8 protein-coding genes are annotated in these 12,457 nt (G+C 66.1%); 5 read left to right on the top strand and 3 right to left on the bottom strand.

Annotated elements, in window-relative coordinates:
* Window positions 1-10 precede the first annotated feature (10 nt).
* The 5 genes from HV786_RS17550 (at window position 11) to HV786_RS17530 (ending at window position 9,289) form a co-directional block, all read left to right on the top strand.
* The gene (locus HV786_RS17550; RefSeq protein ID WP_128830145.1) at window positions 11-439 is read left to right on the top strand and encodes a DoxX family protein; all 429 of its coding nucleotides are present in this window, start codon (window positions 11-13) and stop codon (window positions 437-439) included.
* A gap of 93 nt (window positions 440-532) precedes the next feature.
* Complete coding sequence (locus HV786_RS17545; protein WP_128830144.1) at window positions 533-1,225, top strand: YoaK family protein; 693 nt, start codon at window positions 533-535, stop codon at window positions 1,223-1,225.
* Between the two features lie 101 nt (window positions 1,226-1,326).
* The gene (locus HV786_RS17540) at window positions 1,327-2,025 is read left to right on the top strand and encodes a hydrolase (protein WP_056319499.1); all 699 of its coding nucleotides are present in this window, start codon (window positions 1,327-1,329) and stop codon (window positions 2,023-2,025) included.
* Window positions 2,026-2,097: 72 nt separating this feature from the next.
* On the top strand, window positions 2,098-3,705 hold the full coding sequence (locus HV786_RS17535; RefSeq protein ID WP_175211366.1) for an MFS transporter: 1,608 nt from the start codon (window positions 2,098-2,100) through the stop codon (window positions 3,703-3,705).
* Window positions 3,706-3,829: 124 nt separating this feature from the next.
* A complete protein-coding gene (locus tag HV786_RS17530) occupies window positions 3,830-9,289 on the top strand; it encodes an AAA family ATPase (protein WP_128830246.1) in 5,460 nt (1,819 codons plus the stop codon).
* A gap of 11 nt (window positions 9,290-9,300) precedes the next feature.
* On the opposite strand, the gene HV786_RS17525 is transcribed toward HV786_RS17530, so the two are convergent.
* From HV786_RS17525 to HV786_RS17515, 3 genes are all read right to left on the bottom strand, one after another.
* Window positions 9,301-9,981, bottom strand: coding sequence for a response regulator transcription factor (locus HV786_RS17525; protein WP_218895233.1), 681 nt, complete (start codon window positions 9,979-9,981; stop codon window positions 9,301-9,303).
* Between the two features lie 125 nt (window positions 9,982-10,106).
* On the bottom strand, window positions 10,107-11,306 hold the full coding sequence (locus HV786_RS17520) for a serine hydrolase domain-containing protein (RefSeq protein ID WP_128830245.1): 1,200 nt from the start codon (window positions 11,304-11,306) through the stop codon (window positions 10,107-10,109).
* A 41-nt stretch (window positions 11,307-11,347) separates the two neighbouring features.
* Window positions 11,348-12,364, bottom strand: a complete 1,017-nt coding sequence (locus HV786_RS17515; protein ID WP_254599490.1) for a Bug family tripartite tricarboxylate transporter substrate binding protein — start codon at window positions 12,362-12,364, stop codon at window positions 11,348-11,350.
* Window positions 12,365-12,457 lie beyond the last annotated feature (93 nt).

Genomic DNA, 12,457 nt, shown 5'->3' with positions numbered 1-12,457 from the left:
AACCGAACCCATGTCGAGCATTTCAACCTCGCTGGCCGGCATCGCGCGCCCCATTTTAGGGGGCCGCGTTGCCCGCTTTGTCGCCTACCTGGGCTTGTGCGCGGCGTATCTTCAGGGCGGGCTGGTCAAGCTGACCGACTTTCCCGGCGCCATTGCGGAAATGACCCATTTCGGGCTTACGCCCGCGCCATTCTTCGCCGTGGTCGTGATCGCGCTGGAGCTCATCGCCTCGCTCATGATCCTGATCGGATGGCATCGCTGGCTCGGCGCGCTGGGGCTGGCGATCTTCACGCTGCTCGCCACCTTCGTCGCCCTGCAGTTCTGGGAGATGTCGCCCGGCCAGGCGCGTTTTTTCGCCGCCAACTCGTTTTTCGAGCACCTTGGGCTGGTGGGCGGGTTCCTGCTGGTGATCTGGCAGGACCTGAACGAACGGCGGTAGTGGATTTCGTATCGGCCTACGCAGTGTCCGTCACGCCGGCCGCACCGCCGGTCCAACGGGCACCGCGCCTTCAACGCTTTCCTTTTGCACATCATGGAACAGACACCCGTATCTCCCCGATTCACCGGCCTCTTGGGCTTTAACGCGGGATACGTCGATACGGCGGGCTTCCTGGCGCTGAACGGCCTGTTCACGGCGCACGTGACAGGCAACTTCGTCACGCTGGGCGCAGCCTTCGTCCACGGCACGACCGGCGCCTTCGCCAAGCTCCTGGCCTTGCCGCTCTTTTGTGCCGTCGTCGTGCTGACGCGCCTGTTTGCGTCCGGCCTCGCGGCCGCCGACACGGCGATGTCCAAGCTCATGTGCGCGAAGGTGCTGCTGCTGGCCGCTGCCGCTGCCGTCCTGGTCGCCTACGGGCCGTTTTCCGACAGCGACGCGCCCGTTGCCGTGATTGGCGGCATGCTGCTGGTCGCGGCCATGGGTATCCAAAATGCGATCCAGCGCATGCATCTGGGCAGCGCGCCGCCGTCCACGCTCATGACCGGCACCACCACGCAGGTGATGATCGACCTTGCCGACCTCTGCAGGGGCGTCTCCGGCGAGGCGCGCACGGCCGCCGTCGGCCGCCTGCGCAAGATGCTGCCCGCCCTGGCGGCGTTTGCGTCCGGCTGCGCCATTGCCGCGCTGCTGTACTGGGCGTCCCTCATGTGGTGTTTCATCCTGCCGCCCATCGTCGCCGCGCTGGCCACCCTGGGCATCAAACGCGCCCCAACTGACCCTACTTGAGGGGGGACGCGCCATACCTTCGAACAATGTCGAGACGCGAACGTTTCCCCTATCCTGACATTCTCGTTAAGGCCCCTCCATTTCAACCCAAGGTGATTTTCATGTCCCAAGCAAAGCTCGAAGTCCTGACCCCGCAGAACAGCCAGATCATCTTCATCGATCACCAGCCGCAAATGGCCTTTGGCGTGCAGTCGATCGACCGCCAGACGCTGAAGAACAATGCCGTGGGTCTGGCCAAGGCCGCCAAGGTGTTTGGCATTCCCACCACCATCACCACCGTCGAGACCGAGTCGTTCTCGGGTTACACCTACCCCGAACTGCTCGACGTGTTTCCTAACCAGAAGGTCCTGGAACGCACCTCGATGAACTCGTGGGACGACCAGAAGGTGCGCGACGCGCTGGCCGCCAATGGCCGCAAGAAGGTTGTCGTGGCCGGTCTCTGGACCGAAGTCTGCAACACCACGTTTGCGCTGTGCGCCATGCTGGAGGGCGAATACGAGATCTACATGGTCTCCGACGCGTCCGGCGGCACGTCCAAGGAAGCGCATGACATGGCCATGCAGCGCATGATCCAGGCCGGCGTCGTGCCAGTCACCTGGCAGCAGGTGCTGCTGGAATGGCAGCGTGACTGGGCCCGCCGCGACTCGTACGATGCCGTGATGGAAATCGTCAAGGAACACTCGGGCGCGTACGGCATGGGCGTGGACTACGCCTACACGATGGTGCACAAGGCCGGCCAGCGCACGCAGACCGCCCACGACGCCATCGCGCCGGTGGCCGCGCCCGTCATCGCCCGCTGATGCCGCTGGGGTCCGCAGCCGCTCTTGCAGCGGCGCGGGCCTTTTTTGCTTTCTCCCGCAGCCTGCCAGCCCATGACGACCGCCGACTCCCCGCCCGCCACCCCAACCCAGCCTTCCTCGCCTTTCTCCTACTCCGCCTTCTCGGTGATCTGGATCGCCACCGTGCTGTCCAACATCGGCACCTGGATGCACGACGTGGGCGCAGGCTGGCTCATGACGTCGTTGTCGCCGTCGCCGATGTTCGTGGCGCTGGTGCAGACGGCGGGCGCGCTGCCGGTTTTTCTGCTGTCGCTCCTGGCCGGTGCGCTCGCCGACACGATGGACCGCCGCAAGCTGCTGCTGATGGTGCAGATCGCGATGGGCGTCATTGCGCTGGCGCTGGGGCTGGTGGTGTGGTTTGGCTTGACGACGCCGTGGGTGCTGCTGGGCTTCACGTTGCTGATGGGCATTGGCACGGCGCTGTCGGCGCCGGCCTGGCAGGCCATCGTGCCCAGCCTGGTGCCGCGCCCTTCGCTGCAGCAGGCCATCGCCACCAACAGCGTGGGCATCAACGTCAGCCGCGCCATTGGTCCGGCGCTGGCCGGCGTGCTGATCACCAGCATCGGCGTGGCCATTCCGTTCTTCGTCAATGCGGTCAGCTTCATCGTGGTGGTCGCCGCGCTGATCTGGTGGAAGCCGCCCGCCGCCGCCGAGAAGCGCCTGCCGCGCGAGCAGCTCTTTCATGCCATGCGTGCCGGCGTGCGCTTTGCGCTGCACAGCAAGCCGCTCAAGTCCACGCTGGTTCGCGCCGTCGCGTTCTTCCTGTTTGCCAGCGCCTACTGGGCCTTGCTGCCGGTGATCGTGCGTCAGGTGCTGCAGGGCGGCGCCTTGCTCTACGGCATCATTCTGGGCTGCGTCGGCGCCGGGGCAGTGATAGGTGCGATGGTGCTGCCGCCGCTGCGCAAGAAGCTGGGTCCTGACCGCAGCGTCATGGCCGGCACGCTGGGAACCGCGTTCACACTGGTGGTGTTTGCGGTGGTGCCGCATCCCGTGGTGGCCGGTGCGTTCAGCTTTCTGGCGGGCGCCTCGTGGATCATGGTGCTGACTTCGCTCAACGTCTCGGCGCAGGTTGCCCTGCCGGACTGGGTGCGTGCTCGTGGCCTGGCGATCTTCGTGACGGTGTTCTTTGGCTCGATGACCGCCGGCAGCATGATCTGGGGTCAGACGGCGGTGCGTGCCGGTGTGCCCGCCGCGCTGCTGATCGCCGCCGCCGGTTCGGTCGTTGCGATGCTGCTGACCCGCAAGGCCAAATTGCAGCTGGGCGCGGACCTGGATCTTGCGCCGTCGATGCATTGGCCCGAGCCGCTGATCGATCAAGAGGTGTCGCATGATCGCGGTCCGGTCATGATCACGGTCGAATACCTGATCGACCCGGTGCAAGGCGCTGACTTCGTGCGCGCCATGCAGCACGCCGGCGCAGAGCGCCGCCGCGATGGGGCCTACGCCTGGGGGATCTTCGAGGACGCGGCCCAACCCGGCCGCTACCTGGAATACTTCCTGGTGACCTCCTGGCTGGAGCATCTGCGCCAGCACGAACGCGTCACGCACGCAGACGCGGACCAGCAGGCGGAAGTGCGCGCCTTTCACATCGGCGACACGCCCCCGCGGGTCTCGCACTTCGTGGCGCCGATCGTGCAATAGGCTGAACCAACAAGACACCCGGCGCTGCCGCACACACCGTTACATGAGAAGAATAATTCCTGATTAGAATTGCGCCGACAGGGATTATTGCCGCGCGCCGACAGGCCTCGGCTGGGTGTGCGACATGGATAGTGCTCCTCGCTTCGAGGCAGTCAACGGGGCCCGTTTCGAGGTCCTGTGGGTAGACGGCGACCGGGTCTTCGGACGCGGCGACGCAACCCTTGCCGTCTGGCTGCGACCGAACGACAGCTCGGAATGCGCGCGCCACCTGCTGGACCAGGAATACGGCCTGCGCGACTACCTGCATCCCGGCTGGGCCGCCGTGCCGACCGCGCTGGCGCGCGTCGGCGGCTCCACCGTCCTGTATCTGCAGGATCCCGGCGGACAGCCCTTGGCGTCGCATCGTCCGCAGCCCATGCCCGCCAAGGCATTTCTGCGCTTGGCCATCGCGGCGGCGAACGCCCTCGGGCAAATGCACAACGCAGGTTTGATCCATCGGAATCTCAAACCCGCGCACATCCTGTTCAACGCGCATGACGAAGCGGCGCACCTGACCGGCTTTTCCTTTTCCACGCCGCTCGGCGCCTATCAGGCGGCGCCAGGCTCGCAGCCGGCAGACATCGTCGGCACCCTCGCCTACATGGCGCCCGAACAATCCGCCCGCGCCGGGCATCGCGCCGACGCGCGCTCGGACCTGTATTCGCTGGGCGTCGTGTTCTACGAGGCACTGACCGGCGAGCTGCCTTTTCAAGGCCAGTCGGCGCTGACGTGGCTGCACAGCCATTCCGCGCGCGTGCCGGTAACGCCTGCCGAACGACGCAGCGCAATACCGGCGACACTGTCGGCCATCGTCATGAAGCTGCTGGAAAAGTCGCCGGACGACCGGTATCAGACGGCAGAGGGGCTGGCGGCCGACCTGCAGTGCTGTCTGGCCGCGCTGATGATGGACCCCCACGCCACGCCGGACTTCGCGCTGGGTCGCTACGACCACCCTGGCCGGGTGCGCGTGCCTGCAACCCTGTACGGCAGAGGCGCAGAGCTTGACGTCCTGCTGGGCGCCATGGGCCGGGTGGCGGGATCCGGGCGCGCCGAGGTCGTGCTCATCTCGGGCGAGGCGGGCGTCGGCAAGTCGATCCTCATCGAAGAGCTGCATCGCGTTGTCGGCAGCGAGTACACCTTGCTTGCCAAGGGCAAGGGCGATCCTCACAGCCACGCCGGCCCCTACGCCGCGCTGGTCGAGGCGGCAAGAGGCCTGCTTCAGGCGGTGCTTGCCAAGAACGAAAGCGACCTGGACGAGTGGCGGGAGAAACTGCGCGTGGTGGTCTCGGCCGGCGGCGGCAGCCTGCTCACGCTGATTCCCGAACTGGCGCTGATCGTGCCGGACGCCAAGGGCCTGCTGGCCGAGGCGGACGCCAAGGCACGGCTGCTCCTGGCCTTTCAGCATCTGTTCTGCGCGTTCTCGTCACCGGGCCATCCGCTGATCCTGTTCCTGGACGACCTGCAGTCGACCGATGCCGCGACCCTGCGCGTGATCGAACAGCTTGCGCAGACCGGTCTGCAGAACATCCTGGTCGTGGGCGTGTATCGGGCCGAAGACATGACGGCGCGCCACGCGCTGGCTGCGTTCATCGCCGGCCTGCGGGCCAGCGCGATCCCCCTCACCGAACTCGCGCTCCACAATCTGCAGACGCGCGACTGCGCCCACCTGATCGCCGATGCGCTGCAAAGCAGGTCGCCCTGGATCGATCCGCTCGTCGCCCTGGTGCAGGCCAAGACGGCCGGCAACCCCTGCTTCGTGCTCCGGTTCCTGTCCACGCTCGCGGCCGAGGGATTGCTGCGCTACGACGTGGGGCGCCAGCGCTGGCTTTGGGATGCGGATGCCATCCGCGAACAGGCCTACACCGACAATGTGGTCGGCATCATCCTCCAGCAGGTCGAGCGTTTGCCGCGAGACAGCCGCGAAGCGATTCAACACATGGCCTGCCTTGGGCACGACGCCTCGCTGGACAAGCTGGCGGCGGCGCTGGGCTGGCCGCGGCTCGACGTGGCCACGGCAATGCGCGAGTGCGAGCGCCAGAGCCTCGTCTTTCGTAGCGGCGACGTGTACCGCTTTCCGCACGACCGGGTGCAGGCGGCCAGCTATGGCCTGATTCCCGAACGGCAGCGCGCGGCCACCCATCTGTCGATCGGCCGCCGTCTTGCCCAGGACCTGGAACCGGAACAATTGAAGGCGCGCGCCTTTGAACTGGTCGACCAGTTCAACCGTGCATGGCAACTTGTCCACAGCCCCGACGAACGCGTCCGGCTTGCCCATCTGAACGCCTTGGCAGGCGCGTTGGCCAAGGACACCGCCGACTATTCAGCCGCCATCCGCTATCTGGAAGCGGCCTCGGCATTCCTGTCCGACGAGGGCCGCCAGCGCGAGCCCGCGCTTGCCTTCACGATCGAGATCACCCGCGCCGAGTGCGAGTTGCGCAGCGGTGCGGTGGGCAGCGCCAGGCATAGGCTGGCCCGCCTGGGCGAGCGCGATGCGCCATTGACGGAACTGGCCCGCGTGACCCAGCTGCGCGTGGAAGTTTTCATGGCGCTGGGCGAGCGGCACGAGGCCATTCAGGCCGCGCTGCATTATCTTCGCCGCGCCGGCATCGACTGGACCGACAACCCTTCCGATGAGGCCGTCTCGGACGAGTACGCCCAATTCAATGCGCTGCGGGCCGGCCGGCCCGCGGCTACGCTGCTGGACCTGCCCGCGATGGAGAACCCGGAAGCGGAAGCGACGATGGGCGTGCTGACCGCACTGCTGCCGCCGGCCTGGACGCTCTTTGCGAATCTGCGCGAGCGCGTCATCCTGCGCATGGCCAACCTGAGCTTGCGGCACGGCAACACGGATGCGTCCAGCCTGGGATACGCGTGGCTGGGCATGATCCTGGCCGCGCGTACCGGCGACTACGCAGACGGCTACGCCTTCGGCAAGCTGGGCGTCGACCAGGTCCAGCAGCGCGCGCAGGTCCGCTTCGCCGCGCGGGTCTATCAGGTGTTCGGCGGCCAGATCGTTCCCTGGTCGCAGCCGATCAGCGAGGCGCGCAACATGCTGCAGACCGCCTTCGAACTGGCCAGCCAGCAGGGCGACTGGACCTACGCATCCTTCGCGCTGAACAGCCTGGTCACGCATATGCTGGCCTCCGGCGGCGCGCTGGACGCCATCCGCGCCGACGCCAGCCGCGGCCTGGCATTCGCGCGCAAGGCCGGGCTTGAAGTCCTGGACCGGTACACGTCGCAACTGCAACTGGCCAAGATGCTGCAAGGCATGACGCCGCATTTCGGCACGCTGGACGACGCTGGATTCACCGAGGCCGATTTCGAGCGCAAGCTCCAGGCCGAGGCCGGCTGGAATGTCACGGCGTGCTGGCACTACCTGCGCAAGCTGCAGGCCAGGGTGTTCGGCGGCGATTTCCCGGACGCCGTGCGGGCAAGCGAGGTAGCCTCACGGTTCGTCTGGACATCTCTGGCGTTCGTCGAGGAAATGGAGTTCCACTTCTACTCCGCGCTGGCGCACGCTTGGTGCCCCACGCCCGCAAGTCCGGCGGGACAAGCTGCCACGCTGGCTGCGATAGAGGTCCATCTGGCGAAGCTGCGTCCGTGGGCGGCGTCCTGCCCCTCCAACTTCCAAAGCCAGCGGATGCTGATAGACGCCGAAGTCGCGCGGGTAAAGGGCGACATCCTGGACGCCATGCAGCGCTACGACGATGCCATCCATTGCGCCAGCGACCACGGCCTTGTCCATGTCGAAGGGCTGGCCAATGAATGCGCCGCTCGGTTTTTCCAAAGCCGTGGCCAGCAACGCATCGCGCATACGTACCTGCAACACGCGCGCGCCTGCTATCAGCATTGGGGCGCGTCCGGCAAGGTCAGGCAGATCGATGCGTTGCACCCCACGCTGTTCGTGGATCTTGGCACCGCCGCCCACGATTCCACAATCGAAACGCCGGTGGAGAGCCTGGATCTGGCCACCGTCATCGACATCTCCCGCGCGCTCGCCAGTGCGCTGGACTTGCAGACGCTGCTCGACAAGCTGATGAAGATCGCGCTGGAGCAGGCCGGCGCCACGCGCGGCGTGCTCGTCCTGCATGCCGATGGTGACCTGTATGTGCGCGCCATTGCCACCACGTCCGGCGATTCCGTTGCGATCAGCCAGCACGCGCAGTCGCTGGACGAGGCCGGCCTGCCGCAGCAGATCGTGAACTACGGCTGGCGCACGGGTGAAACCATCGTGCTGGACGATGCGTGGAGCGCCGGCGCCTTCACCGGCGACCCCTACGTGCGCGCCGCGCGGCTGCCGTCGGTGTTGTGCCTGGCGCTCACCACGCAGTCCAAATCCATCGGCGTGCTTTACCTGGAAAACACCCTGGCGCGCGGCGTCTTTGCGCCGCACCGCACCGCCGTGCTGCGCCTGCTGGCCTCGCAGGCCGCCATCGCGATCGAGCGCGCGCGGCTATACCGTGACCTGGCGCAGCGCGAGGCACGGATTCAACGGCTGGTCGAGGCCAACATCATCGGGATCTGGTTCTGGAGCATCGAGGGGCAAGTGCTGGAAGCCAACGACCACTTCCTGTCCATGACCGGTTACGACCGCGACGACGTAAGCTCGGGCCGCTTGAAGTGGACCGCGCTTGTGTCGCGCGGCGGCCCGGTGACGCTGGACGAGCTGCTGCTGCGCGAGACCGCCGAACCGGTGGAAACAGAACTGATCCGCAAGGATGGCCGGCGCGTGCCGGTGCTGCTCGGCGCGGCCCGGTTTGCCGCCGGCGACAACCAGGGCGTCTCGTTTGTGCTCGACCTGTCCGAACGCAAGGCCGCAGAGACCAAGATGCAGCAGATCCAGTCGGATCTGGCCCACGTCACCCGCATGACCACTGTCAGCTCGATGACCGCCTCCATCGCCCACGACGTCAGCCAGCCGGTCTCGGCAGTCCTGACAGAAGCGCAGGCGGCGCTGAACTGGATTGCGCGCACCCCGCCCAACACCGAAGAGGTGGCGGAATCATTGCGGCGCATCGTGCAAAGCGGCCAACGCGCCGGCTCGATCATTTCCGGCGTAAGGGCGCTCATCAAGAAAGCGCCGGCAGCTTTCGCCCCCGTCGAACTGAATGGACTTGTGAAGGAAACCCTGGCGCTGCTGAGATCCGAGCTCGATTGCAGCGACGTCGACGTCACGCTGGATCTGGCCGATGCGCCCCTGCAAACGAGCGGCGACCGCGTTCAGCTTCAGCAAGTCCTGCTCAACCTGTATGTCAATGCGGTCGATGCCATGAAGCAGGCGCCAGGCGCGCGGCAGTTGCGCGTCGTCACCCGGCCGTCTTCGGCGGACGAACTGCTGGTGGAGGTGCTCGATACCGGCAGCGGCATCGATGCGGCGTCGGTGAAGAAACTGTTCGATCCGTTCTTCACCACCAAGACCCAAGGCCTGGGAATGGGCCTGGCCATCTGCCGCGAAATCATCCAGCTGCATCACGGCCAGATGTGGGCGCGGCCCAACAGCCCGGTGGGCGCGGTGTTCTATTTTTCGTTGCCCGCGCAGGCCTGAATCATCCGGCCTTATTCGCCGTCGCCATCGCCATCGCCGCGCAATTGCACGGCGTGCGCGGCAACTCTCGGATTGACCTTGATGATCATCTGCACCAGTTGCGCAAAGCTGCGCGCCTGCATCTTGCGGTAGGCACTTGCCCGATGCGCCTTGACGGTCACTTCGCTGATGCCCAACTGCTGTGCGACTTCCTTGTTCAGGCAGCCTGACGCAATCATCCCGATCACCTGCTGCTCGCGCGCCGTCAATGTCCGGTACAGCGCCAGGATCTTCTCGAATTCCTGCTCCTTGGCGCGCCGCGCGGCATCCGATTCCAGCGCGCGATGCACGGAGTCCAGCAGCCGTTGCTCGGAGATGGGCTTTTCGAGAAAATCGATCGCACCGGCTTTCATCGCCTTGACCGTCTGCCGGATATCCCCAAAGCCCGTCACCACCACGATCGGAATGTGATCGCCCAGCTCGCGCAGGCGAGCCTGCAGCGTCAGCCCATCGCCGTCGGACAGTTGAAGATCCAGGATCAGGCAGGAAGGCACCGGGGGACGCGCCGCCGCCTGAAACGCGCTGATCGAGTCGAAGGTCTCGGCATGGATGCCGATCGATGACAGCAGGCGGAACAGCGACTGGCTGACCTCGGGGTGGTCGTCGACGATATAGACGATCGCCGAGGGCGCGCCCAGTTTGTGTATGTTCAACGCTATGACTCCTTGCGAGGCGGACAGGCTCCGATGATTTCGTGCCTCGCATGCCGCGTGGGGCAGCCATCCCACTGCAAATGCGGCGATTTTAAGCGTTGTTAACCGTCCCTCTAATTCGCAAATCAGCCTGCGGCAGGCGACGCGCTGATGGCGTCGCGCAGCGCCATGATAAAGGCGTTCAGGCCCGCGTCGCGGTCGGGCTCATTGGCGCTCAGGTATTTAGGCTCCGGATAGGCGGCAAGCTGCACCACCGCCAACTGCGCGCGGGTGTCGATGAAGATGCGCTGGCCGGAGTGGCCCATTGCCATCATGGCGCCGTCCTCGCGCAGCCACCAGCTGTAGCCGTAGGCCGTGAGCCCCAGGGCCTGGCGCTGCGCGGTATGAAGATCGGGCGGAATCCGAAACGCGGGCGTACCGGACTGCGCGACCCATCCCTCGGGCAGGATGCGCTCGCCATTGGCCACGCCATCATCAAGCACAAACTGGGCAAATCGGCCGATGTCGCGCAGCGTCATGCCGGCGCGGCTGCCGCCGATCTCCTGGCCGTCTTCGGATTCCAGCGTATAGAAGCCGTCGAATTCCATCCCGCAGGGCTGCCAGATGCGGCGCGACATGTAGTCGGCCAACGTGCCGCCAGTCGCCGCGCTCAGCACGGCGCCCAGCAAATAGGTGTCGCCGGTGTTGTAGTGCCAGAAGCGTCCGGCGTCGTGGGCACGATGGCACGCGCGCAGCAGCGACAGCACGCCGCCCGGCACCTTGTCGGCCAGCGACTTGCTGTAGCGGTTCACGTCGGACGCCTTGTCGGTGTAATTCTCTTCCCACGCGATGCCGGACGACATCGTGAGCAGATGCCGGACCGTGACGGCATCGTAGGCGCAGCCTGCCAGCGCCGGCACATAGGCGGTGACCGGATCGTCCAGGCTCTTGATGGCGCCATCGTGCAGCGCCGCGCCGGTCAGCATGGCCGTCATGGATTTCACGGTGGACATGGTGGACCAGCGCTCCTGCGGCTGAAAGCCCAGCCCATAACGTTCCAGCACGATGTGGCCGCGGTGGATCGCGATCAGGCCGGCCACGTTGTTGCGGTCCATCAGGTCGCCCACGCCGAACGTGTCGCCGTCCTGCGTATAACGCACGTCGATCTCTGGCGCGCGCGGCAGGGGCCGGGGCGTCGGACCGCGCTGGATGGTGCGGGTGGCGAACAGGCGGTCGACGATGCGGTAGCCATAGGACTGCAGGCAGGGCGGCCACAGCAGGAAGTCTTCCCCGCGCGGCAGGTGTTCAACGGCTTCGGCCAGCGGCGCGGTGGGGATTGCGTTCATGGATGCCTCAAGTAAAAGCCGGGCGCGGGGCCCGGCACAGATCAGTCGTTGCGGATGCCGAGGCGCTTGACGATCGGGCCCCAGACCTCGGCCTCGGTCTTCATCGATTGCGCCACCGATGCGGCGCCAAGTTCCTTGGGCGGCGTCATGTAGATCTCGTCCATCTGCTTGCGTACGGCCGGGTCGGCCCAGAACTTGCGCGTGGCCTCGGTGAGCCGCGTCACGATTTCCGGCGGCGTGCCCTTCGGGGCCATCAGGCCATACCAGGCATCGCCCGGAAAGCCTTGCACGCCGACCTCCGCGATCGTGGGGACGTCGGGCAACTGCGCAACACGATCGGCGCCGAAGATCACCAGCGGCACCGCCTTGCCGGTCTTGACTTGCGGTACTGCACCGGTCAGGGCGTCAGCCGTCAGGTCGATCTGCCCGCCGATCAGGTCCATCATGGCCGGCGCCGCGCCCTTGTAAGGCACGTGCGACATGTCGATCTGGAAGTGTTCGGCCAGGAACGCGACGTTCAAGTGCGTGGAGTTGCCGATGCCCGCCGAGCCGTAGTTCAGGTGGCCCGGATTGGCCTTGGCCTTCTTCACCAGATCGTCCACCGACCGTATACCAGTCGCGGGATTGGCCACCAGCACCTGCGAGGTGCCGGCGATCTTCGTGACCGGATCGAAATCGCGCGTCGGGTTGTAGGCCAGTTGCGAGTAGGTAAACGGATTCACCGACATGTTCGACGTACTGCCAAACAGCAGCGCGTAGCCGTCCGCCGGTTGCTTGGCCACGAAGGCGGCGGCGATGCTGCCGTTGGCGCCGGGCTTGTTCTCCACCACCACGGTGCCGCCGATTTCCTTGCTGGCATAGGCGGCCCAGGCGCGCGCCAGCGCATCGGCCGCGCCACCGGCAGCCACTGGCACCACCACCGACACCGGGCGCGCGGGCCAGTCCGCCGCCGCGGCAGGCGCGGCAAAGGCCAGGACCAGCGAACCGGCCGCAGCCAGGCCCATCAGCCGTTGAACGACGCGGGAATTCGACTGCGGAAAGGGCAAATCGCGGGCCATGGCCAGTGCTCCAGAGGAAATCGGACGTTGAAGACCCGCATTCTGGTAGCGCTTTTTCATTACGTCCAATGCATAATTCATCATCAAACCATA

The sequence above is a fragment of the Achromobacter mucicolens genome (genome assembly GCF_902859725.1).
GTDB classification, from domain to species: Bacteria; Pseudomonadota; Gammaproteobacteria; order Burkholderiales; family Burkholderiaceae_B; genus Achromobacter; species Achromobacter mucicolens.
This window is presented reverse-complemented; position numbering and strand designations above follow the sequence as displayed.

Bases quoted from the DNA above. Each gene is read 5' to 3' on its own strand.
- HV786_RS17515 (WP_254599490.1), bottom strand. From the start codon at position 12,364: ATGGCCCGCGATTTGCCCTTTCCGCAGTCGAATTCCCGCGTCGTTCAA.
- HV786_RS17530 (WP_128830246.1), top strand. From the start codon at position 3,830: ATGGATAGTGCTCCTCGCTTCGAGGCAGTCAACGGGGCCCGTTTCGAG.
- HV786_RS17550 (WP_128830145.1), top strand. From the start codon at position 11: ATGTCGAGCATTTCAACCTCGCTGGCCGGCATCGCGCGCCCCATTTTA.
- HV786_RS17520 (WP_128830245.1), bottom strand. From the start codon at position 11,306: ATGAACGCAATCCCCACCGCGCCGCTGGCCGAAGCCGTTGAACACCTG.
- HV786_RS17545 (WP_128830144.1), top strand. From the start codon at position 533: ATGGAACAGACACCCGTATCTCCCCGATTCACCGGCCTCTTGGGCTTT.
- HV786_RS17540 (WP_056319499.1), top strand. From the start codon at position 1,327: ATGTCCCAAGCAAAGCTCGAAGTCCTGACCCCGCAGAACAGCCAGATC.
- HV786_RS17535 (WP_175211366.1), top strand. From the start codon at position 2,098: ATGACGACCGCCGACTCCCCGCCCGCCACCCCAACCCAGCCTTCCTCG.